A 20,829-nucleotide genomic window follows, 5' to 3' on the forward strand; every position below is an offset into this window, starting at 1 on the left:
GAGGAGCATCGCATGTCGACGCCCGTGCCCGACCGCCTCCGCCTGCCCTTCCACTTCGACGCCGCGCCGCTCCAGCAGGAGCTCGCGGCATTGCCCGCCGAGGCGTGGGTTCCCCACTTCAACAAGCGCGAATACGAAGGAGAGTGGAGCGGTGTGCCCCTGCGCTCCATTGGCGGCATGGAAGGCCGCATCTATCCGGACCCGACAGGGCGCGAGCGCTACGCCGACACGCCCCTGCTGGCGCGCTGCCCCGCGTTCCGCGCCGTGCTCGCCACGTTCCAGTGTCCCATCGGCGCCGCGCGTCTGCTGAAGCTCGCGGCGGGCGCGCGCATCCGCGAGCACACCGATTACAACCTGGGTTTCGAGGACGGCGAGGTGCGGCTCCACGTCCCCATCACCACGCACCCCGACGTGGCCTTCTTCCTCGGCGGCGAGCGAGTCGTCCTCCAGCCCGGTGAGTGCTGGTACCTGGACTTCAACCGTCCCCACCGGGTGGACAACCCCAGCGACACCGACCGCGTCCATCTGGTGCTGGACTGCGATGTGAATGACTGGCTGCGAGACGTCTTCACGCGGGCCGTGAATGGGCGCTGAGGCTTTCGAATGCTTCCGTCTCCGCGTGCTGGAGGACGTCACGCTCCAGGATGCACTGCGCGAGACTCCGGACACCGCGGCCTTCGTGGCACGCGCCATCGAGCTGGGCGCCGCGCACGACTGTCACTTCACCGCCGAGGACATCCACGAAGCACTGCGCGCCGCTCGCCGGGTCTGGCGGGAGCGATGGATATGACACCGGACCTCGAGGGCTGGATGCCCGCGCGCATCCACGTGGACGGCGGACAACCGCGGGTGGACTGGTGCCACATGGGAGGCCAGCGATTCACGGACCCATTCTTCGACGAGACGCTGGAGCGGAGGCTCCGCCACCCATTCGCCCTGCTCTTCCGGCATCAGACGTCCATGGACGCACTGGTGGCACGACAGGCCGCGAAGCCCGGCCTGCCGGTGCGCGGGCTCGTCTTCCACATGTCCCGCTGCGGTTCCACGCTGGTGGCGCAGTTGCTGGCCGCGCTGCCGCGCCACATCGTGCTGTCCGAAGCCGGCCCCGTGGACACGGTGCTGCGCGCGCACCAGTACTTGCCAGGCGTCACGGACGCGCAGCGCATCGAATGGCTGCGCGCGGTGGTGGGAGCCCTCGGACAGCAGCGGCATCCGGAGGAGCACGCGGTGTTCCTCAAGCTGGACGCGTGGCACATCCTGGAGCTCCCGCTGCTCCAGCGCGCCTTCCCTGGCGTGCCGTGGATGTTCCTCTACCGGGACCCGGTCGAGGTCATGGCGTCGCACCAGAACCACCGGGGCGCGCACATGCTTCCGGGACTGCTGAACCCCGCGCACCTGGGCCTGGATCCCGGGCAACTCGAAGGCATGCCCCTGGACGAGTACGGTGCGCGCGTCCTCGCGGCCATTTGCGACGCGGGCCTCCAAGGGTATCGCGCGCGAACAGCCCAAGCGCGACTGATGGACTACCGGCAGCTCCAGCCGGAAGGCCTGCGAGTGCTCACGGAGCTGTTCGCTCTCGAGCTGAAGGCCGAGGACACCCCGCGCTTGCGCGACGTCCTGGAGCGAAATGCCAAGAACCCCGTGCTGCCATTCGAGGACGACACGGAGGAGAAGGCTCGCCGCGTCTCATCGCATGGGCGGGCCCTGGCGGAGCAATGGGGCCGTCCCATCCACGACGCGCTGGAAGCCGAACGCCTGCGCGGGAATGTCGGGCCGTAGCGCGAGACACCTACGCCCGGCGCTACCGGACCAGGGACGCCTGTGCAGCATTGCCTGTGGTCACCGCCATGCTCCGGCCGAAGTCCCGTGGCACTCCAGCCGCCACGGCGAACTCGCTCAGTGCCGTCCCCATGCCGCGACGGCGCCCTGGATGAGCTTGGCGAGCAACATGACGAAGCCCCGCGGCACTCCAACCGGCACGGCGAGCGAGCTCAGTGCCGTCCTCGCCCCGCGACGGCGTCCTGGATCAGCCCGGCGAGCAGCATGACGAAGCCCCGCGGCACTCCAACCGCCACGGCGAGCTCGCTCAGTGCCGTCCCTGCGCCGCGACGGCGTCCTGGATGAGTCCGGCGAGCAGCATGAGGGACTTCGGATCCTTGCTCGCGCGCACGCGCCAAGAGCCGGCGCGGGTATGCAGCACCAACCGGTAGGACTCCTCGGCGAGCACGAGCCGCGCGATGCAGCCGAAGATGACCATGACGACGGCGATCAGCGCCGCCTCATAGACCCCCTTCGCCGTGCTGCTGGAGACGGACAGCGCGGACAGGGCCGGCAGCCCCACGCTCATGCACAGGCCCAGCGTGGCCAGCACAGGAACCATGCGAGGCGTGCGCCGCACCGTCTCCACCCGCTGGACGTCCGCGAGCAGCAGCGTCCGGCCCCGGGCGACGACCCGCTCGGTCGTCACCCGCAGGCCGGCATCCTGAAAGAGCGGCACTTCGGAAGGAGCGGGCGGCGCCACGAACGGGCGGTCCGGAAACGCGGGAGTGGCGGGCACCGCGGACACGGCGAGAGGCTCAATCATGGGGCGACTCGGTGGACGGCGGCACGGCCCCGCCGGGAGAGATGAATACGGAACTCGGATGACCTGGAACGTGGGCCAGCAACACGCGGCGCAGCTCACCGAGCGGCCCGCCCAGCGCGAAACAGTCGCGGGCGCCCAGCCGCAGGGCGAGTCCCATCAGCCGCTCATCGGCGAAGGGCACCAGAACGATGATGGGCCCCTGGGGCGAAAGCTCCCGGGCGCGCTGAAGCCGACGCTGGAGACTCTCACCGCGCTCGACGTGGACGAGCACGAGGTCCGGACACCCACCAGCCGGCGCGCCCGACTCCAGCGCGATGCCCAGCTCGGCCAGCACGTCCATCAGGAGCGAGCTGAGCGACGCATCCCCTCCGAGCAGGAGGGCACGGGCAATGGACGAGGACTTCACGTTGCAACATCAAGCAATGCCCATGCCCGCTGTCCCCACCCCGAGAGCCCCGGGCAACGTGCGGGCGAACCGTTGCATCACGCCAGACGTCCCTGGCGGATTACCACGGTGTCTCGCGCGCCCCTACCCGCGCTCCCGCTCGCGGCGATGGATGGTGGACACATCGATGCCGAGCACCTCCGCGGCGCGCGTCTTGTTCCCGCCGCAGCGTGTCACCATCCACGCGATGTACTCCGCCTCCAGCCGCCGCAGGGGCCACAGCGCGTGCTGCGCCATCACCAAGGGCTGCACCTCCGGCGCCTCGGGTGGCAGGTGTGGGCGCAACTCCTCCAGCCCCACGACTTCGCTCGCCACCATCACCGCCAGCCGCTCTATCAGGTTCTCCAGCTCACGCACGTTTCCCGGCCAAGGCAAGGTCGCGAGCGCGGCCACCGCCTCCGGAGACAGGGACTGCATGCGGGAGCGAGGGTTGCGCGCGCGGGCGCGAGCCGTGAAGTGCTCCACCAGCAAGGGGATGTCCTCGCGCCGCTCCGCCAGCGGAGGCAACAGCAGTGTCACGACATTGAGCCGGTAGAACAGGTCCGCGCGGAAGCGACCCTCGCGCACGCGGGCGTCCAGGTCCTGGTGCGTGGCGGCGACGATGCGCACGTCCACGGTACGGCTGCCGTCGGCGCCCACCGCGCGCACCTCGCCGTCCTCCAGTACGCGCAGCAGGCGGGCCTGGAGCTCCAGCGGCATGTCGCCAATCTCGTCCAGGAACAGCGTGCCCCCATCCGCCTCCACGAAGAGGCCGCGACGGGCGTGGGTAGCGCCGGTGAAGGCCCCCTTGAGGTGACCGAACAGCTCGCTCTCCAGCAAGTCATGTGGCAGCGCCGTGCAGTTGACCGCCACGAAGGGCCCGGAGGCGCGAGGCCCCTGGAAGTGCAGCGCGCGCGCCACCAGCTCCTTGCCGGTGCCGCTCGGGCCTCGCAGCAGCACCGCCGCCTGGGCGTAGGCCACGCGGTCGATGAGTTCGTAGAGGTTCCGCATCGCCGCGCTTCGGCCCACCAGCGCCCCCAGCCCGCTGCGCTCGGCCGCGGCGCGCCGCAGTGCCCGGTTCTCCACCTGGAGCCTGCGCTCCTTCAAGGCGCGCTCGAGGAAGAGCAGCACCTCATCCAAGCGGAAGGGCTTGGTGAAGTAGTGGTACGCGCCGCGCTTCATCGCCTCCACCGCGCTCTCCACGCCGCCGAAGGCCGTCATCATCAACACGGGGATGTCCGCGTCGAGCGCCCGCACGGCCTCCAGCACGTCCAGGCCGTCCACCCCTTCCATGCGCAAGTCACACAGCACCGCGTCGTAGGCCTGTGCGCGCGCCATCCGGATGGCCTCCTCGCCGCCCGTGGCCAGGTCCACGACGTAGCCCGCGTCCGTGAGGGGCTCTCGCAGCATGAGGCCCATCTCCACGTGGTCATCGACGACCAGGATGCGTCCTTCAACCGACATACCGCTCCTCCGCGCTGGGCTTCGCGATGGGCCAGAGCACGGTGACGCAGGTGCCCCGGCCCTCCTCGCTCTCCAGCTCCAGCCGGCCACCATGGTTGCGCACGACGTGAGCCACCATCGTCAGGCCCAGTCCCGTGCCCTGTCCCCGCTTCTTGGTGGTGAAGAAGGGGTCGAATACCTGATTGAGGTGCTCCCGGGGAATGCCGCAGCCGTCGTCGCGGAGGGTGAGCGCCACCAGCCCCCACGGCTCCGCCTCTGGCACCGCCGCTGACAGCGTCACCTGCCCGCCCTCGCCACACGCATGGCAGGCGTTGAGCGCCAGATTCACCAGCACCTGCTGGAGCTGGTCCGGGTCCGCGGCCAATGGAGGCAGCGTCTCCGGAACGGTCACCTCGAAGCGAACCCCGCGCCGCTCCACCTCCATGCGCAGCAACTCCTGGACGTCCTGAAGCAGGGAGATGAGCGGCACCGGCCGCACCGCCGTGGGCTGGAGGCGCGAGAAGTCCAGAAGCTGCCGCAGCGTGCGGCTCACCCGGTCAATCTGCTCGATGATGACGGCGATGCCAGGGCCCTGCGGGTGTTCCTTGCCCAGCTTGCCCAGCACGTACTCCGCGCGCCCACGCACCACACCCAGCGGCGTGCCAATCTCATGCGCGATACCGGCGGCGAGCACACCCACCGTGGCCAGCTTCTCCGCGCGCAGCAACTGCGTCTCCAGCGCGCGCACGTTGCTCAGGTCCTCCACCACCAACAAGGTCTGGACCTCCGGGTGGCGCGCCTCCAGCGGCACCGCGTGGAGATTGAAGCGGCCCTCCTCGCCAAAGAGCACCAGCGTCTCTCCCAGGATGCCATGCGCGCGCGACTCGCTCGCGGCGGCCTCCACCAGGGCGCGAATCCGGGACACCACGGGTGCCGGGGCCTGGGGGAACGCCGTCTCCAACGGCGCGCCAATGGCGTCCGGAGGCATGCGCTCACGGAGCACCTGGTTCACCGCGCTGATGCGCCCGTCCACGGTGAGCGCCAGCACCCCAGAAGGAATGTGGTCGAGAATCTTCTGTGTCTTGTCGTGCAGGTGCGCCAGCTGGTCCGCGTGCTGACGGCTCTCTCGCAAGGCGGCCGCGCGGCGCTGCGCCAGCACCACGTACACGGCGAACGTCACCAGGAAGAGCGCCACGAGCAGCGCCGCTGCCAGGAGCCGCCAGATGAGGGCCTGCTGATGCGATCGCAGCGTCGCGGTAGACACCAACGTGGCCGCGGCCCAATGGCTGCCACCGCGGACGCGGATGGGCGTGAACACGGCGATGGCCTCCGAGCGGCCCAGGCCCAATCGCTCGGCCTCCTCCGCGCGCAGCGGCAACGCGCCGCGCTCCCCCTCGCGCATGCGAGCCGCCAGCGTCGTGAAGCCCGGCACCCACGCGCCCTCCGTCTCCAGCCGCCGGAACCAGTCCGCCAGGGTGGGGTCGCTGGCGGAGGTCGGATGACCATAGGTGCCCAGGAGCAACAGCCGCGCGTCCGGGTCCGACGTCACGATGCGCAGCGGCGTGAAGAAGGATGTCGTGTCGACGAGCACCGCCACCGCGCCCTCGGGCCGGCCTTGCTCATCCACGGGCAGCGCCGTGGCCATGACCCGCAGCGAGTCCAAGCCCCCATCCTCCATGGGAGGTGACAGCGTGACGTCCCCCGGCGGCCGCAGCAGGGCCCGCCGGGCCGCCTCCGCCATCTGCGCCAGCACGGGCGCTCGCGCCACCTGCTTGCCCATGCGCCGGTCCAACATGCGCAGCCATTCCTTGCCGCTGGCGTCGTAGGCGATGAGGACCTTGTACTGGCCCACCGCCTCCAACAGGGCCCGCATCTCCCGCCGGTGCTCCGCCAAGGTGCCGGGCTGGGACATCAGCTCCCCGGCGAAGCGCAGGTCCTCCGCCACGTCCTCCAGCGTCTCCGCCACCCCGCGTGTGGCCTCATCCAACTGGGCCTGGCGCTCCACCGCGAACTGGTGCCACTGCGCCTCCCGGTTGCGCTCCAACAGGGTGAACACCCCCACCCCCACCGTCGTGAGGGCGACACAGAGCAACAGGATGGGGACGAGGGCGTACCGCATGGCCCGCGGAGTCTAACCGCCAGCCCCTCCCCAACCCCTTGAAATAGCAGGGAAATCAGGAGGCTCGCCGGCCCGGGGGCCGACTTTGGCGATTGACACCCCGCGTCGGGCGCTGCTACCTACCGGTCGGTAGGTCTCCAGAAGGGAGCAGACGTGACGAACACCGGAGGACGGAAGCCGGACGAGGGCGAGCGCTACCGAGCCATCCTTGAAACGGCGGCGCGGCTCATCTGTGACCGGGGGTACGAGGGCACGTCGATGCAGGAGATCGCCGCCGCGTGCCGGATGACGAAGGCGGGCCTCTACCACCACATCCAGAACAAGGAGCAGCTGCTCTTCGCCATCATGAACTACGGGATGGACCTGTTCGAGGAGCAGGTCCTCTCGCGGGTGCAGGACATCGCGAATCCGGTGGAGCGGCTTCGCGCGTGCATGCGCCACAACATCCTGCTGGTGACGCGGGGGTGGAGCAAGGAGGTCATCATCATCCTCCACGAGCACGCCACGCTCACCGGCGAGACGCGCGCCTTCATCGACGCCCGGAAGAAGAAGTACGTGGACTTCCTGGAGGAGGCCTTTTCGCAGGCCTCGCAGCAGGGCCTCATCCGCCCCGTGGACCCGACGGTGGGCGCCTTCTCGTTCCTGGGAATGGTGCTGTGGATCTACAAGTGGTTCAAGCCGGACGGGCGCCTCACAGATGAGCAGATCGCCGACGGCATGGTGGGCATGTTGTTCCCGCCCTTCGCCGCCGCTGGGGACACCGCTGGACAGGCAGGGCCCTCCCCGTTGCGCATGGTGCCGAGCGTGTCGGCCACCGGCACGGATTCGGAGGGTGCATGAAGACGGCGCGTTGGTGCTCGCTGGAGGAGGCGGTGGCTTCCATTCCGGATGGCGCGTCGCTGGCCACCGGCGGCTTCATGCTGGGTCGCGCCCCCATGGCGCTGGTGATGGAGCTCATCGCGCAGGGCAAGCGCGACCTGGGCCTCATCTCCCTCCCCAACCCGCTGCCCGCGGAGTTCCTCGTGGCGGGCGGCTGTCTGGGCAGGCTGGAGATTGCCTTCGGCGCGCTGAGCCTCCAGGGCCGCGTGCGTCCCATGCCCTGCCTCAAACGGGCCATGGAGCAAGGCACACTCGCCTGGCGCGAACATGATGGCTACCGCGTCGTCCAGCGGCTGCGCGCCGCGTCCATGGGGCTGCCCTTCATCCCCGCGCCGGACGCGGACGTGTCCGGGCTGGCGCTGACGGAGCCGCCTCCCACGGTGGAGGACCCCTTCACCGGCCTGCGCGTGGCGGTGGAGCCTGCCTTCTATCCGGACGTGGCGCTGCTCCACGCGCGTGCCGCGGACGAGCGCGGCAACCTCTACATGGAAGACCCGACCACGGACCTGCTGGTGGCGGGCGCGGCGAAGCGGGTGATTGCCACGGTGGAGGAACGAGTGGCGAAGCTGCCTCGCGCCACCCTGCCCGGCTTCCAGGTGGACCGCATCGTCCTGGCGCCCGGCGGCGCCCTGCCGACCGGCTGCGCCGGGCTCTACCCGCACGACGACGGGATGCTGGCCCGCTACCTGTCGCTGGCGGAGACGGGCCGTGAAGCGGAGTTCCTGGAAACGGTGCTGACGCGGAGGGCGGCATGAGCGCGACGCTGGACATCACCCCCGCGGAGACCGTGGTCTCCCTGCTGGCGCGGCAGATTGATGACGGCGGCGTGGTGGCCACGGGCGTGGCGTCACCGCTGGCCATCCTGGCCATCGCCGTGGCGCGCGCGACGCACGCGCCGGACCTGACGTACCTGGCCTGCGTGGGCTCGTTGGATCCGGAGATTCCCACGCTGCTGCCCTCCTCCGAGGACCTGGGCTACCTGGATGGCCGGTCCGCGGAAATCACCATTCCGGACCTGTTCGACCACGCGCGGCGCGGCCGGGTGGACACCGTCTTCTTCGGTGCGGCCGAGGTGGATGCCGAGGGCCGCACCAACATGACGGCCAGCGGCAGCCTGGACAAGCCGCGGACGAAGTTCCCCGGCGTGGCGGGCGCCGCGACGCTGCGGCAGTGGGTGCGCCGGCCGGTGCTGCTGGTGCCGCGCCAGTCGCGCCGCAACCTGGTGCCGGAGGTGCAGGTCGCCACCACGAGAGATCCGCGCCGGCCGGTGACGCTCATCTCCGACCTGGGCGTGTTCGAACTGGGCGCTTCCGGCGCGCGGCTGCTCGCGCGACACCCCTGGGCCTCGGAGGAGCACATCGCGGAGCGCACGGGCTTCGCCTTCCAGGTCTCCGAAGCGCTGTCCGTCACCTCGCTGCCGGATGCCCGGACGGTGGCGGCCATACGCGCCATCGACCCGCACGGCTACCGCGACGCGCTCGTCGGCGCCTGAGCAGGGCCGTTCCCCTTCCACGAATTCAGATGCACGGAGGCACCCCGATGAAAGCCGTCGTACTGCGCAGCTTTGGTGAAGCGGGCAACCTGAAGATGGAGACCGTGCCCATGCCCCGTCCCGGGCGTGGCGAGGTCCTCCTGCGCGTGCATGCCTGCGGCGTCTGCTACCACGACGTCATCAACCGCCGAGGCAACCTGCCCCGCACCAGCGTGCCCGCGATTCTTGGCCACGAGGCCGCGGGTGAAGTCATTGAAGTCGGCCCGGACACGCCGGGCTGGAAGACGGGCGACCGCGCCGCGACGCTCCAGCGCATGTCGTGTGGCGACTGTGCCCTGTGCCGCAGCGGCCGAAACAGCCTCTGCAAGACGGACAACCGCTTCTTCGGCGAGGAGCTGGCCGGTGGCTACGCCCAGTTCATGGTGGCCCCCGTCGGCGGCCTGGGCCGGGTGCCCGCGTCGCTGCCCTGGAACGAGGCGGCCACGGTGTGCTGCACCACCGGCACGGCCGTCCACACGGTGCGCACGCGTGGCAAGGTGCGCGCGGGCGAGACGGTGCTCATCACCGGCGCCAGTGGCGGCGTGGGCTTGTCCTCCGTGCAGCTCGCGCGGCTGGACGGCGCGCGCGTCATCGCGGTGACGTCCAGCGAGGCGAAGGTGCAGGCGCTGAAGGAGGCGGGCGCGGACGAGGTCATCGTGTCGCGCGGGCTGGACTTCGCGTCGGATGTCCGCAAGCGCACCCAGGGCGCGGGCGTGGACATGGCCGTCGAAATCGTCGGCAGCGCCACGTTCGACCAGACGCTGAAGTCCATGGCGCCCGGAGGCCGCGTGGTGGTGGTGGGCAACCTGGAGTCGGGGATGGTGCAGCTCAACCCGGGGCTCGTCATCGTCAAGGAGCTGGAGATCCTGGGGGCCTACGCCACCACGCAGGCGGAGCTGGACGAGGCCCTGCGCCTGACGGCCACCGGCGGCGTGCGGCAGTTCGTGACGGACGCGGTGCCCCTGGCCGAGGCCGCGAAGGCCCACTTCCGGCTGGAGAACCGCGAGGTGGCGGGCCGGCTGGTGCTGGTGCCCCCTGAGGCGTGAGCGAAGCGGCGGCTGGAATCCAGAGCACGACAAGGAATCGAGGAGTCCGATGAAGAAGCGCGTGGGAATCGAAGCGTTGGCGGTCGCGGTGCCGTCCCGGTACGTGGACATCGAAGACCTGGCCCGGGCACGGGGCGTGGACCCGGCCAAGTACACGGCGGGCCTGGGCGCCAAGGAGATGGCCGTCACCGACCCCGGCGAGGACACCGTGGCCCTGGCGGCCACCGCGGCGGCCCGCCTCATCCGTCAGCAGGACGTGGACCCGTCTCGCATCGGCATGCTGGTGGTGGGCACGGAGACGGGCATCGACCACTCGAAGCCCGTCGCCTCGCACGTGCAGGGCCTGCTGAAGCTGCCGCGCACCATGCGGACCTATGACACGCAGCACGCCTGTTACGGCGGCACCGCCGGGTTGATGGCGGCGGTGGAGTGGATTGCGTCCGGCGCGGGCGCGGGCAAGGTGGCCGTGGTGGTGTGTTCGGACATCGCGCGCTACGGACTGAACACCGCGGGCGAGCCCACCCAGGGCGGCGGCGCGGTGGCGCTGCTGGTCTCCGAGCAACCCGACCTGCTCGCCATGGACGTGGGCCTCAACGGCGTGTGCACCATGGACGTGTATGACTTCTGGCGGCCCGTGGGCCGGCGGGAGGCGCTGGTGGACGGGCACTACTCCATCACCTGCTACCTGGAGGCCCTGTCCGGCGCTTACCGGGGCTGGCGCGAGAAGGCCCTGGCGGCGGGCCTGGTCCGCTGGTCGGACGCGCTGCCTGGCGAACAGTTGGCGCGCATCGCCTACCACGTGCCCTTCTGCAAGATGGCCCGAAAGGCGCACACCCAACTGCGCCTGTGCGACCTGGAGGATGCGCCGGACGCGGCGGCGTCGACGGCGGAGTCGCGGGAGGCGCAGGCGAAGTCGGCCGCCAGCTATGACGCCCAGGTGGCGACTTCACTGGGACTCAACTCGCGCATCGGCAACGTGTACACCGCGTCCCTCTACCTGGCGCTGGCGGGCCTGCTGCACCGCGAGGCCGGCGCGCTGGCGGGACAGCGAATGGGCCTGCTGTCCTACGGCAGCGGCTGCGCGGCCGAATTCTACTCCGGCACGGTGGGCGAGAGGGCCGCCGAGCGGATGGCGAAGGCGGACCTGGAGGGCGTGCTGGCCCGGCGCGAGCGCGTCTCCATCGAGGAATACGAGCGCCTGATGAAGCTGCCGGCGGATGCCCCCGAGGCCGTGGCCCCGCCGCCCGGTGCCTTCCGGCTGACGGAGATTCGCGACCACCGCCGCCAGTACGCCGAAGGGAACTGACGCAGGGCGCCGGGCGCCCATCCCAGACGCGTGACGAGGCACCGGCAGGCTTCCCGGTGCCTCCCCTTCCGCCGCCGTCTCCCTACCGTGAATCTCGAAACCCCTGCCTCGACGAACGGGGCACGGCTGAAAGGAGACGGAATCATGGCGGACCTACCTGCCCGCAGAGGCGGAGGCATGCTGGGAGCCCCGCGCGGCTGGGACCCCTTCGAGCGCATGCAGGAGCTCTTGGGATTCGACCTCGGCCGGATGCTCGGCCCCCAGGGCACACGGGAAGGCGGCTTCGTGCCCGACTTCGAGGTGAAGGAGACCCAGGATGCCTTCATCTTCAAGGCCGATGTCCCCGGCGTGGAGGAGAAGGACCTGGAAATCACCCTCGCGGAGAACCGGCTGACCATCAGCGGCAAGCGGGAAGAAGAGCGCCGCGACGAAGGCGACCGCTACTACGCCTACGAGCGCAACTATGGCTCGTTCAGCCGGACCTTCACGCTCCCCCGAGGCGTGAATGCCGACGACGTCCAGGCGGACTTCAAGAGTGGCGTCCTCAACGTGCGCATCCCCAAGAAGTCCGAGGAACAGCCCAAGCGCATCAAGGTCGGCGGTGGCGAACGCAGTGACAAGGCGAAGGCCTGAGCCACTTCGCTGAGCAACCCGGGGGCCCCTCCGGGTGAGCCCGGCGAATCGGCGCCTTAAGGCAAACAACGGGATGGACGCCTCCGGACACCCGCGCTTCGGGTGGCAAGGGTCGCCCGGAGGCGTCCGCGCATTGCGACCCGCACAGTCGCGGCATATACACGGGACATCGTGTCTGGACTTTCGCGGCTCCTCGCGCTCGCGCTGTTGCTCCTCTGGCAGGCTGTCGCCAGTGGCGCGGGCGGGCTCGGGCACTACTGCGAGAAGCAGGTCCACTCACGGGCCCCCAAGTGCGAGTGCCCCCACGGGGCCGTGCACTCGGAGGCGGCGGACCAGGGGCTTCCGGTCCTGCACGCGCAATGCTGCGAAGCGCCACACTGGGATTTGCCCGCCCCCACCGAAGCGGGCTCCGCCAGTTACGCCCCCTTCATCCAAGCCCCTACCGTCCTCGTTCCCGCCGCCTGGCTGCCCAACCCGCCGCTCCTGAGCGGGCCACGGCCTTCCCTCGCGCGAAGGGACGCACCTCCCGGTCAGGGCCTCCCTGTCTTCCTCCGCATCCGCACGTTGCTGATTTGAGCCGAGCGCCTCCGCGTTGACGCTCGATATCGGCTGTCCTGGCACCGCCCGCGCGCAGCGCGCGTGGCAACGGGACACGTCCGCCATCGAGCCCCCATGCCGAATGCGCTGTTTTATCAAATCAATGACGACAGGAGTCGCGACGTGGACATGATCTGGGAGCTGATAGTCGGAACCGTGCTGTTGACCCTTCTCATCGTGGTGGTGACACCAGCGATGTGGAGTTCGAGGTTGAGCCTGCGGCAGAAGCTGGGGAAGGACGCCAAACCCACCAGGCCAGACGCCTGAGGCACCGGGAGGGGCGCTTGGGAGAAGCCGGCCGTGTTATGGGACCTGGCACGACAACCGGCTTTTCCCGAAAGAAGGCTACCCAATGATGCGCCGCGCCCTTCCCCTTTCCTTCCTGGCCCCCCTCCTCCTGCTGGCGTCCGCGTGCGCGACCACCGGCACGGCGCCAGCGGAGGCGGACATCCTCCAGCTCGTGAATGACCAGACGGAGGCTTGGAACCGCCAGGACGCGGTGGCCTGGTCCAAGGACTTCGCCCCGGACGCGGCCTTCATCAACATCGTGGGCACCATCTTCGAAGGCCGCGATGAAATCCAGGAGCGCCACGCGGGCATCTTCGCCACCATCTTCAAGGGCAGCCAGAGCCAGGTCACCGTGCGCAAGGTCCAGTTCATCCAGGATGACCTGGCCATTGTCGACACCACGCACGAGGTGACGGGCCATCTCGGCCTGCCCCCTGGCGTCCAGGACACCGAGCCCGGCGTGCTGCGCACGCAGATGCGGTACGTGATGAAGCACGTGAACGGGCAGTGGCAAATCCTGGCCGGCCAGAACACGGACGTGAAGCCCAGGCCCCAGGCGGCCGCGCCCCAGACGCCCTGATGCTCAGTGGGTGGTGGAATCCTCGCGCTGGGCGGCGCGCGCCTGACGGAACAGCGGCGCCAGCGCGGCGAAGCCAGCCACCACCGTGGAGCCGTTGTTGATGACGGCGGCGGCGACGGGCGGCAGCCATCCCAGCGCCGCGAGCACCATGGCCACGGCATTGGGCACCAGCACCAGCCCGAGCCCCAGGTGCACGCGGCTCAGGGTGTCGCGGCCCGCGTCGAACGCCAGCAACAGGTCATCGAGGCTGCCTCGCAGCAGCACCACGTCCGCCGTCTCCAGCGCCACGTCCGTCGCCCCCCTCAAGGAGATACCGACGTCGGCGAGCGCGAGCGCCGGGGCGTCATTGATGCCATCCCCCACCATGGCCACGATGCGTCCCTGGCGCCGGAGCGCGCGCACTTGCGTGGCCTTGTCCTCGGGAAGCAGCTCCGCGATGGCCTCGTCCACGCCCAACCGGCTCGCGACCTCCGCCACCCGCGACGGTGAGTCCCCGGACAGCAGCACGATGCGCCGGCGCCCGTTCTCCTTCAGGGCCTGCACCACGCCCGCGCTCTCCGGCCGCAGTGTCTCCACGTAGCTGATGCACCCGGCCAGCGCGCCATCCACGGTGACCCACAGGGTGGCGACATCGCGCGGCACGGACCAGGCCAGCGCCGAGCCCGCGTCCGTCACGTCCACACCTTGCTGCTGCATCCAGCGCGCGCTGCCCACGCAGACGCGGCGCCCGTTCACCTGAGCGCAGACGCCCCGCCCCAGGACGAACTCCTCCAGTCCCGCCTCGGGCTGCGGCACCTCCACGCCTTGCGTCTGGGCATGCCGGCGCACCGCCTCCGCTACGGGATGAGACTGACGCAGCTCGGCGGCGGCGCTCAGCGACAGCACCTCGCGCGCGTCCCAGCCCCGCGCGGGAATGACGTCCACCACTTCCGGGACACCCAACGTCAGCGTGCCCGTCTTGTCGAAGACGATGGTGTCCGCCTGGGCCAGCCGCTCCAGGTACTGCGCCCCCTTGATGAGGATGCCCTGCCGCGCCGCGAGCGTCATCGCCACCAGCGCGCTCGCCGGCACGACGATGCGGACACCCGTTCCGAAATCCGTGATGAGGATGCTGATGGGCCGTGACGCCTCGCGCGTCCACAGCCCCGTCGCCGCGGCGAGCCCGAAGGTCGGCAGCACGACGCCGTTCGCCACCGAGTCCACCTTCGCCTGCAGCGTCATGGGCTTGGCGCCTGCGCCTTCGAGGATGTGGAGAATCTTGGCCGCCGTGGTCTCCACGCCGGCGCGCACCACCCGCACCCGAAGGCTGCCCTCGCCCACCACAGACGCGGCCAGCACGCGGTCTCCCACCTCGCGGACGCGAGGCTCTGATTCACCCGTGAGCGCCTTCTCATCCACCCACGCGGTGCCGGCCACCACCGTCCCGTCGGCGGGCACACTCTCCCCCGAGTGCACGACGATGAGGTCGCCCTCCTTGAGCCGGTCCGCCCGGACCTGCTCCACCTCTCCGTCCACCCGCAGCCGCCAGGCGTACAGCACCTCCAGCCGCATCAACCGGGAGATGGCGGACCGGGCGCGGTCCGCGCTGCGCTCAATCAACAAGTCGCCAACGCCCAGCAGGGAGGTGATGAGCGCCGCGGTCCGCACCTGCCCCGTGGCCAGGGACACCCCCACCGCCACCAGGTCGAGCAGGTCCACGGTGATGCGCCGCTCCGCGACGGACTGGAAGGCGCGCTGTGCCAGCGGCAGGCTCGTCAACGCGACGCCCGTGGCCAACACGGGCATGGGCGCCGCATTCACGACGCACGCGGCGAGCACCGCGGAATTGAAGACCGTGGCGGCCCATTCCCGCCGGGGCGGCTCGGGCGCGGCGGGCCAGGTGGACGGGTCGCTCGTGCGCAGGGCCGCCATCAACTGGCTCGCGTTGAGCATCTCCGGGTCGAAGCTCACCACCAGCGAATGGATGGCCGGCGAGGCGCTCGCCTTGTGCACCCCCGCCAGCGTCGCGGCCCAGGCCGCCAGCTTGAGGATGTCGTCGTCCTCGAGCCCCCGGACGTGCAGGCGCACGCGCCCGGGCACTGCGTGCAGCACCTCCACCTGGAATGGCTTGGGCGGAAGCTGGTGCAACGTGAAGGCGAAGTCCCGCACCCGCAGCGCGAACGCGCCAGGGAAGCGCGAGGACTCCTGGTAGTGCACCTTGACCAGGCCCGTGCTGCGCTGACACGTGGCCACCTGCACTTCGGGGCGGGACTCCAGCCAGCCGAGCAACTGGCGCAGCGTCTTGGAATCCTCCGCCGCGCCTCGGATGAGGAGCCGGCCCGGAGCCACGTCCGTGACGTGGACGGACACGGGCCGCTGATGCCCGTCCAGGACATCGTGCGCGCGCCCCTTGAAGCCGCGCGCCATGCCACTCAGGAACTCCACCTCCGCCCGCATGAACGCCCCCCGAGCTGAACGCAGTGCAACCGCGGCCTCACGCGTGGGGCCGGGGCCGGAAGGCCACCGTCCCGCTGACGCGCGCGGCGCCTTCCAGCTCCTGCTCCCGCACACCGTCACGGAACACGCTGTAGGCCCAGTACAGCGCGTTGTCCCAGCGAGGCAGCCAGCCCTTCTGCGACGGGTTCGCCACCAGCGAGTAGATGCCCGTGGCCGTCAGCACCACGGGAATCAACTCGTAGAGGCCCGCCCCCGTCAGCTCACGCGCCAGGCCGTCCAGCCACCGCGCGCCGCTCACCACGTGCTCGGCCGGGGCCATCCGCGACTTCGCCATGAACTTGGCGTCGACGATGCCGTCCAGGCCCGCCGTGTCGACGATGGTCGCCAGGAGTGATTCCACGTCGGCCTCGTCCGGGCTGTATTCGACGAGCAAGCTGCCCGTGAGTGGAGAATGGACGGTGCCGAACACGCCTTGCGTCTCCCCCAGCTCACCGCGCACGCGGTCCGCGAGGTCCGAGTCATCTCGGAAGCAGCTCGCGCGCACACGAAGCCGGCCCGGGGAGTGGTGCACGAGCAACAACCACTCCCCTTCGATGGCGCCCGAGTCCGGGTCGAGCCTCATGCGTGCCCCTCTCGGCTGTCCGCGATGGGCCGGGCGCCACTGTCCGCCGCACGCCGGTTGTGGGCCTGATGGAGGTTCGCCCGCGAGCGCGCCTCCGCCACCAGGTCGGAGAGGTACTCACGCTCGGTGGCGAAGACCCGCCGCGTCCACGCCACCAAATCAAACGCCGCCGTCGCCACGGAGACGACCGCGCCGCGTGAGTTGTCGACGGTGCTCCGGGCCATCCAGCCGCTGGCCACGCCCGCCAGGAATGCCACCGCCGTCTTCATAGCCCCCCCGGAGCGGCATGGGCGTCAGCGCCCAGCCCGGCGACGGGAGACGACGGCATCCGCCCGTCGCGCGGCTCGAACGCGTCGCCCTGCGGCGCACGAACGACGCCGTGGGTCCGGAACTGCTTCAGCAGGGCCTGCACCCGCTCCCGGCGCAACGGACGGTTGAGCGCGGCGGCGGCCTGCCGCAGCAGCAACCACTCCGCGTTCGACATGGACAGGTCCACCGCGGCAATCACCTCGAGCGCGTGCAGGAAGGCATCCCGCGCGGGCTCGGGTACCTCGTGGAGACGCTCGACCCACTGCGCCTCGTCTTCGCCCAGGCGCTCCAGCAGCCGCTTGCGCGCCGCGGAGGGGCTGTTGCGCAGCAGGTGCGCCAGCATGACCGTCGCCTCGGAACTCAGCACCCCATCCGTTCCGAACAGGCACCAGGCGCCTTCGATGAGCAGCTCCACGCACCGCGCATCCACGGCCCGCACGGCGGAGAACGCATCGTCCAAGGCGCGGCGGTAGCGCGCATACTCCACCGAGGCCTCACCCAGCCGGCGGGTGTGCCGCCAACTGGTGACGGAGGAGGTCAGGACGCTGGCGAAGGGAAGGAGGTTTCGCAGCACGCCCTCTCCCATCAAGCGGTTGCCCAGCTTCCGCTCCGCCGCCTCCGTGTCCTCGGTCAGCATCCGGCCCACGAGCCCCGCACCGCCGTGGTCCGCGTCCTCCCACGTCTCCGAGCCCGACGTGAGGGCGTTCAGGTGGAGCAGATCCCACGGGTCGTCCGGGTCGATGTGCACGCCGAACGCGGACGCCACGTCGCACATCATCCGGGCCTGGATGAGCGAGCGCAGCATCGTGTCCAATCCCATGGCGGCCCCTGCCACGGGGACGGCCACGAGCGCCCCCACGAAGCCAGTGTCCAGGGTGAACATGGCCGCGCTGGTGGAGATACCCGCGGCGCTTGCCCCCACCAGCGCAGCTTCCTTGCTGGCACGCCGGATGAGGGCGTCCGTTTCGGACGCACGGACGGCGGACGCGGTACCAGCGCGCCGCGCCTCGTAGTGACGCACGTAGGCGGTCACCAGCCGGGCGTGCCACGCGCCCGAACGGATGTCTTCGAAGCGCAACTCACGCCCGAGTTTCTCGGCGAAGTCTCGCAACGGGTGCAGTGCGGCCGCCGGCGTGGCGGCGTCTTCCGGATGGAATGGAGCGGTTCGTGTCATGGGCATGAGTGCGGAACAGCCGTGCGCGCCAGACCTGGAGGACGCGACACGGCTGGTGGGGGGTGCATCCGATGTGGGCTTCCAGGAATCGGCGCACTCAAGCTAGGGAGATTCGAGGACCGGGAGAACCGGTCCTGCGGGGCAAGACCTACGCCGCCGGGTTGACGGCTGCCTCAGCGGACGGTGATGGCCGCCCGGGCAGTGCGCAGGAGCTCGGTGAGCTCGACACGCGCCTGCGCCTTCGCCGCCGGGTCTTTCTCGTCCTGACCTCGCTGCGCCACCAGGGCCGTCACCATGGCGCCCGCGGCGGCCTTGGCGCGGGCCCAGGGATTCGTCTCCGCGTCCACTTCGTGCGTCGTCACCGCGGCCCAGACTTCACACAGGTGGCTGGCCGCGTCCGCGAACGCGGCGACGGCGGTCTTCTGTTCGAGGATGGACGCGTTGCGCAGGTCCCCCAACGCCCCCGCGATGACATGCCCCTGACGATAGGCCTCACTGCGGGCCTGGGCGAAGAGGTCCGCGGCGGCGGCGGCGCCCTCGACACGCGTCGCGGCCAGCCGCAGCCACTCCGCACAAATCTGGAAGGCCGTGGGCTCGGGGAACCGCGCTGTCAGCCAGCCCAACAAGGGATAGAGGTACTCGGAGCGCTGCCAGGCCTCGTCCACGGAGCCGCAGGCCAGGCCCGACTTCTGGAACATGCCGAGCAGGAACGCATCAGGGGATTCACTCATCGCGGCGCCCACTCTCCCCTCGCGGTAGCCCTGGGACAACCCCGAACGTGGCGCGACTGCGCGCCCGTGGGCTCGGCCATCTCCCCACGAAGCGCATGTTTGCGCCGATGTCCCCGCGCCCGTGCCCCGCGACGAACAGGATTCACGTAGGTGCGACTGACGCGTCAAGCGCCTCCACTTGACGTGTCATGACCCGAACCGAGCCTGCTGTTGCGCGGACAAGCACGTGAATCGATTGGGCAGCAATCCGGCATGTGGATTGCTGACGGCCTCCGCACTTGAAACGGGAGGTTGCATTGCGATTCATGAGTGGAGTGGTCGTCGCGGTCAGTCTGCTGGGGTGCGGTGGTCCGGAGGTGGAGCGAGACCCGGTCGATACGATCAGCCAGATGGACCAGGAGATTGTGGGAGGATTCGAGGCTCGGCCTCACTCCTTCCCCTGGATTGTCAGCTTGCAGCAGGGCAACAGCCACTTCTGTGGTGGCGCCCTCGTGCGGGTCGGTCTCAAGGAAGAGACCGATATCGTCCTCACCGCTGCCCATTGTTTCTACTACGGTTCGTCCAACGTCACCGCGGTCGCAGGGGCTCATAACCTGAACAGTCCCACCGCGGCACAAGCCACAGCCCGGGTGGTGAGGGCAGTCCTTCACCCGCAATACAATCCGGACACGACGATGAACGACATCGCCGTTCTCAAGCTCGACCGGCCCATCAAGTTCGATCAGGCCGTTGCCGGTACCTGCGGTCAGTCATCCACCATGCGACCCAATCTGGCCCAGCAGTACGCATCTGGAGGCCACCGCGCACCTGTCTGCCTCCCTGCCAGCGGGGAGAAGGTTCCAGACAACACGATGGCGACCGTCGCGGGCTGGGGCCTGACACAGGACGGAGGGTATGACACGTCCCCCCTCTTACTGCAGGTGGGGGTCCCCACCCTCAATCACCGGGACGTGGCCAATCGCTACGGCTCCCAGGGAATCACCATCAACGAGCAGGCGATGTTCGGGGCCGGGTACAAGGATGGAGGCAAGGACTCATGCCAAGGGGACAGCGGAGGACCTCTCATCGCACCGGGGCCCCACGGGTACGTGATCCAGGGAATCGTGAGCTTCGGCGTGGGCTGCGCGAGGGCGGGGTTGCCCGGCATCTATACGCGGGTCTCCAATTACATCCCGTGGATCAACACGCAGATCCGGACCTACAGCGCCGTCAGGTAACGGGCGCGTGAGAGGGCTCCGTCAGGCCCAGCCGCCCGTGAACTTGAATCCCGGACACGACATCGCCTCCGGTCGAATGCCCCGGAGGCGATGAGACGACAGGTTCCACCGTGCGGCGGAACTAGATGATGGGCATGAAGACCTTGAACCCGGTGCGGCCGCTGTTGGTCGTGTTGCGCTCGATGAAGTCGCTGGCGGACGAGTGGCCGTCGCCGGTGGTGATGGCCGTGTGGCCGTAGATGCTGCCCAGTCGACTGGAGGTGCTCTCCCAGGTGAGGACGAGGCCCGGAATCTTCAGCGCCTGCTCGAGCGACATGTTGACCTGCTTGAACTTGTCGCGCGGCAGGTTGTTGTCAATCTGGTTGCCGTTGCCCCAGACCTTGAAGCCGAAGGCGTTCTGGATGGCCCGGCTCACACCCGTGGCGCACAGACCCTGGCTGTTGTACCCGCCCATGCCCAGCGCGGCCTGGCGGCCCGCCTCGGCGAGCCTGCGCATCGCGGAGGTCGCCTGGCCCGGGGCCACACCGCCGCTCCCGCTGACCTCTCCGCCGCCCGACGCGCCGCCGGAGCCCCGCGGACCGCTCTTGCCCGAGTCGAAGGAATCCTTGCCGCTGTGGCCCGTGGGGCGGCCGCCAGCGCTCCCGGGGAGGCGCAGCGTGGCCCCCGCGTAGATGAGGTCTGGATTGGCGATGTTGTTGATGCGCGCCAACTCCTTCACCGACGTCTTGAAGCGAGCGGCGAGCTCAGAGAGGGTGTCCCCCTTGCAAATCAGGTAGGAGGAAGGTGCTCCCCTGCGGCTCGAATTGATGGACGTGGACATTCAGGTCTCCTGGCTCCCATTGTCGTCTCGGCCCTCCCGGAGTTGCGTCCGGTTTCCCAAAATCTTGGAATCCGCAGGGAAACGAGGGGA

Annotated in this window: 23 protein-coding genes; 13 read left to right on the plus strand and 10 right to left on the minus strand. The window is 69.8% G+C overall.

The window, feature by feature from the left end; translation table 11 throughout:
• Nucleotides 1–12 precede the first annotated feature (12 nt).
• The 3 genes from FL344_RS10095 to FL344_RS10105 are packed head-to-tail and all read left to right on the plus strand — an operon-like array spanning nt 13 to nt 1,779.
• Nucleotides 13–594, plus strand: a complete 582-nt coding sequence (locus tag FL344_RS10095) for an aspartyl/asparaginyl beta-hydroxylase domain-containing protein (protein WP_141618364.1) — start codon at nt 13–15, stop codon at nt 592–594.
• Between the two features lie 25 nt (nt 595–619).
• On the plus strand, nt 620–790 hold the full coding sequence (locus FL344_RS10100) for a hypothetical protein (protein WP_228564921.1): 171 nt from the start codon (nt 620–622) through the stop codon (nt 788–790).
• Nucleotides 787–1,779, plus strand: coding sequence for a sulfotransferase family protein (locus FL344_RS10105; RefSeq protein ID WP_141618366.1), 993 nt, complete (start codon nt 787–789; stop codon nt 1,777–1,779). Before FL344_RS10100 ends, FL344_RS10105 begins: the two co-directional genes overlap by 4 nt.
• Before the next feature lie 307 nt (nt 1,780–2,086).
• Here the strand turns inward: FL344_RS10105 and FL344_RS10110 are convergent, their stop codons facing one another.
• From FL344_RS10110 to FL344_RS10125, 4 genes are all read right to left on the minus strand, one after another.
• Complete coding sequence (locus FL344_RS10110; protein WP_141618367.1) at nt 2,087–2,584, minus strand: DUF6232 family protein; 498 nt, start codon at nt 2,582–2,584, stop codon at nt 2,087–2,089.
• Nucleotides 2,577–2,990 (minus strand): DNA-binding response regulator, encoded by a 414-nt coding sequence (locus FL344_RS10115; RefSeq protein WP_141589875.1) that lies wholly within the window; start codon nt 2,988–2,990, stop codon nt 2,577–2,579. The genes FL344_RS10110 and FL344_RS10115 overlap by 8 nt, the downstream gene beginning before the upstream one ends.
• A 123-nt stretch (nt 2,991–3,113) precedes the next feature.
• On the minus strand, nt 3,114–4,472 hold the full coding sequence (locus FL344_RS10120; protein ID WP_141618368.1) for a sigma-54 dependent transcriptional regulator: 1,359 nt from the start codon (nt 4,470–4,472) through the stop codon (nt 3,114–3,116).
• Nucleotides 4,462–6,570, minus strand: coding sequence for a nitrogen regulation protein NR(II) (locus FL344_RS10125; RefSeq protein WP_141618369.1), 2,109 nt, complete (start codon nt 6,568–6,570; stop codon nt 4,462–4,464). Before FL344_RS10125 ends, FL344_RS10120 begins: the two co-directional genes overlap by 11 nt.
• A gap of 153 nt (nt 6,571–6,723) precedes the next feature.
• On the opposite strand from FL344_RS10125, the gene FL344_RS10130 reads away from it, so the two are divergent.
• The 9 genes from FL344_RS10130 (at nt 6,724) to FL344_RS10170 (ending at nt 13,430) form a co-directional block, all read left to right on the plus strand.
• Entirely contained in the window at nt 6,724–7,410 is a 687-nt protein-coding gene (locus FL344_RS10130) for a TetR/AcrR family transcriptional regulator (protein WP_141618370.1), read from the plus strand.
• Nucleotides 7,407–8,204 (plus strand): CoA transferase subunit A, encoded by a 798-nt coding sequence (locus FL344_RS10135; protein WP_141618371.1) that lies wholly within the window; start codon nt 7,407–7,409, stop codon nt 8,202–8,204. Before FL344_RS10130 ends, FL344_RS10135 begins: the two co-directional genes overlap by 4 nt.
• Nucleotides 8,201–8,941 carry a CoA-transferase subunit beta gene (locus FL344_RS10140; protein WP_011554268.1) on the plus strand — a complete coding sequence of 247 codons (741 nt, stop codon included), beginning with the start codon at nt 8,201–8,203 and terminating at the stop codon, nt 8,939–8,941. Before FL344_RS10135 ends, FL344_RS10140 begins: the two co-directional genes overlap by 4 nt.
• Nucleotides 8,942–8,988: 47 nt before the next feature.
• Nucleotides 8,989–10,026 (plus strand): alcohol dehydrogenase catalytic domain-containing protein, encoded by a 1,038-nt coding sequence (locus FL344_RS10145; protein WP_141589869.1) that lies wholly within the window; start codon nt 8,989–8,991, stop codon nt 10,024–10,026.
• Between the two features lie 49 nt (nt 10,027–10,075).
• A complete protein-coding gene (locus tag FL344_RS10150) occupies nt 10,076–11,332 on the plus strand; it encodes a hydroxymethylglutaryl-CoA synthase family protein (RefSeq protein ID WP_141618372.1) in 1,257 nt (418 codons plus the stop codon).
• Between the two features lie 144 nt (nt 11,333–11,476).
• Nucleotides 11,477–11,965: an Hsp20/alpha crystallin family protein gene (locus tag FL344_RS10155; RefSeq protein ID WP_141589867.1), complete on the plus strand. Its 489-nt coding sequence runs from the start codon at nt 11,477–11,479 to the stop codon at nt 11,963–11,965.
• Between the two features lie 171 nt (nt 11,966–12,136).
• On the plus strand, nt 12,137–12,541 hold the full coding sequence (locus FL344_RS10160; protein WP_141618373.1) for a hypothetical protein: 405 nt from the start codon (nt 12,137–12,139) through the stop codon (nt 12,539–12,541).
• A 96-nt stretch (nt 12,542–12,637) separates the two neighbouring features.
• On the plus strand, nt 12,638–12,829 hold the full coding sequence (locus FL344_RS10165) for a hypothetical protein (RefSeq protein WP_141618374.1): 192 nt from the start codon (nt 12,638–12,640) through the stop codon (nt 12,827–12,829).
• An 85-nt stretch (nt 12,830–12,914) separates the two neighbouring features.
• Nucleotides 12,915–13,430 carry an SgcJ/EcaC family oxidoreductase gene (locus tag FL344_RS10170; RefSeq protein ID WP_141618375.1) on the plus strand — a complete coding sequence of 172 codons (516 nt, stop codon included), beginning with the start codon at nt 12,915–12,917 and terminating at the stop codon, nt 13,428–13,430.
• Nucleotides 13,431–13,433: 3 nt separating this feature from the next.
• Here FL344_RS10170 and FL344_RS10175 read toward each other — a convergent pair whose 3' ends face one another.
• From FL344_RS10175 to FL344_RS10195, 5 genes are all read right to left on the minus strand, one after another.
• Complete coding sequence (locus FL344_RS10175; RefSeq protein WP_141618376.1) at nt 13,434–15,866, minus strand: cation-translocating P-type ATPase; 2,433 nt, start codon at nt 15,864–15,866, stop codon at nt 13,434–13,436.
• A 37-nt stretch (nt 15,867–15,903) separates the two neighbouring features.
• On the minus strand, nt 15,904–16,488 hold the full coding sequence (locus FL344_RS10180) for an HMA2 domain-containing protein (RefSeq protein ID WP_141589864.1): 585 nt from the start codon (nt 16,486–16,488) through the stop codon (nt 15,904–15,906).
• Nucleotides 16,485–16,757 carry a hypothetical protein gene (locus tag FL344_RS10185; RefSeq protein ID WP_141589863.1) on the minus strand — a complete coding sequence of 91 codons (273 nt, stop codon included), beginning with the start codon at nt 16,755–16,757 and terminating at the stop codon, nt 16,485–16,487. Before FL344_RS10185 ends, FL344_RS10180 begins: the two co-directional genes overlap by 4 nt.
• A complete protein-coding gene (locus FL344_RS10190) occupies nt 16,754–17,971 on the minus strand; it encodes a hypothetical protein (RefSeq protein ID WP_141589862.1) in 1,218 nt (405 codons plus the stop codon). The genes FL344_RS10185 and FL344_RS10190 overlap by 4 nt, the downstream gene beginning before the upstream one ends.
• A 173-nt stretch (nt 17,972–18,144) precedes the next feature.
• On the minus strand, nt 18,145–18,702 hold the full coding sequence (locus FL344_RS10195; protein WP_141618377.1) for a hypothetical protein: 558 nt from the start codon (nt 18,700–18,702) through the stop codon (nt 18,145–18,147).
• Between the two features lie 305 nt (nt 18,703–19,007).
• Between FL344_RS10195 and FL344_RS10200 the strand changes: the two genes are divergently transcribed.
• Entirely contained in the window at nt 19,008–19,919 is a 912-nt protein-coding gene (locus FL344_RS10200) for a serine protease (RefSeq protein ID WP_228564922.1), read from the plus strand.
• Between the two features lie 121 nt (nt 19,920–20,040).
• On the opposite strand, the gene FL344_RS10205 is transcribed toward FL344_RS10200, so the two are convergent.
• The gene (locus FL344_RS10205; protein WP_090490707.1) at nt 20,041–20,739 is read right to left on the minus strand and encodes a LysM domain-containing protein; all 699 of its coding nucleotides are present in this window, start codon (nt 20,737–20,739) and stop codon (nt 20,041–20,043) included.
• Between the last annotated feature and the right edge of the window lie 90 nt (nt 20,740–20,829).

Source organism: Myxococcus sp. AB036A (assembly GCF_006547355.1).
In the GTDB taxonomy this organism is placed as follows: domain Bacteria; phylum Myxococcota; class Myxococcia; order Myxococcales; family Myxococcaceae; genus Myxococcus; species Myxococcus virescens.

Bases quoted from the DNA above. Each gene is read 5' to 3' on its own strand.
- FL344_RS10095 (WP_141618364.1), top strand. From the start codon at position 13: ATGTCGACGCCCGTGCCCGACCGCCTCCGCCTGCCCTTCCACTTCGAC.
- FL344_RS10105 (WP_141618366.1), top strand. From the start codon at position 787: ATGACACCGGACCTCGAGGGCTGGATGCCCGCGCGCATCCACGTGGAC.
- FL344_RS10110 (WP_141618367.1), bottom strand. From the start codon at position 2,584: ATGATTGAGCCTCTCGCCGTGTCCGCGGTGCCCGCCACTCCCGCGTTT.
- FL344_RS10120 (WP_141618368.1), bottom strand. From the start codon at position 4,472: ATGTCGGTTGAAGGACGCATCCTGGTCGTCGATGACCACGTGGAGATG.
- FL344_RS10125 (WP_141618369.1), bottom strand. From the start codon at position 6,570: ATGCGGTACGCCCTCGTCCCCATCCTGTTGCTCTGTGTCGCCCTCACG.
- FL344_RS10135 (WP_141618371.1), top strand. From the start codon at position 7,407: ATGAAGACGGCGCGTTGGTGCTCGCTGGAGGAGGCGGTGGCTTCCATT.
- FL344_RS10140 (WP_011554268.1), top strand. From the start codon at position 8,201: ATGAGCGCGACGCTGGACATCACCCCCGCGGAGACCGTGGTCTCCCTG.
- FL344_RS10145 (WP_141589869.1), top strand. From the start codon at position 8,989: ATGAAAGCCGTCGTACTGCGCAGCTTTGGTGAAGCGGGCAACCTGAAG.
- FL344_RS10150 (WP_141618372.1), top strand. From the start codon at position 10,076: ATGAAGAAGCGCGTGGGAATCGAAGCGTTGGCGGTCGCGGTGCCGTCC.
- FL344_RS10155 (WP_141589867.1), top strand. From the start codon at position 11,477: ATGGCGGACCTACCTGCCCGCAGAGGCGGAGGCATGCTGGGAGCCCCG.
- FL344_RS10165 (WP_141618374.1), top strand. From the start codon at position 12,638: ATGCCGAATGCGCTGTTTTATCAAATCAATGACGACAGGAGTCGCGAC.
- FL344_RS10170 (WP_141618375.1), top strand. From the start codon at position 12,915: ATGATGCGCCGCGCCCTTCCCCTTTCCTTCCTGGCCCCCCTCCTCCTG.
- FL344_RS10175 (WP_141618376.1), bottom strand. From the start codon at position 15,866: ATGCGGGCGGAGGTGGAGTTCCTGAGTGGCATGGCGCGCGGCTTCAAG.
- FL344_RS10180 (WP_141589864.1), bottom strand. From the start codon at position 16,488: ATGAGGCTCGACCCGGACTCGGGCGCCATCGAAGGGGAGTGGTTGTTG.
- FL344_RS10185 (WP_141589863.1), bottom strand. From the start codon at position 16,757: ATGAAGACGGCGGTGGCATTCCTGGCGGGCGTGGCCAGCGGCTGGATG.
- FL344_RS10190 (WP_141589862.1), bottom strand. From the start codon at position 17,971: ATGACACGAACCGCTCCATTCCATCCGGAAGACGCCGCCACGCCGGCG.
- FL344_RS10195 (WP_141618377.1), bottom strand. From the start codon at position 18,702: ATGAGTGAATCCCCTGATGCGTTCCTGCTCGGCATGTTCCAGAAGTCG.
- FL344_RS10200 (WP_228564922.1), top strand. From the start codon at position 19,008: ATGAGTGGAGTGGTCGTCGCGGTCAGTCTGCTGGGGTGCGGTGGTCCG.
- FL344_RS10205 (WP_090490707.1), bottom strand. From the start codon at position 20,739: ATGTCCACGTCCATCAATTCGAGCCGCAGGGGAGCACCTTCCTCCTAC.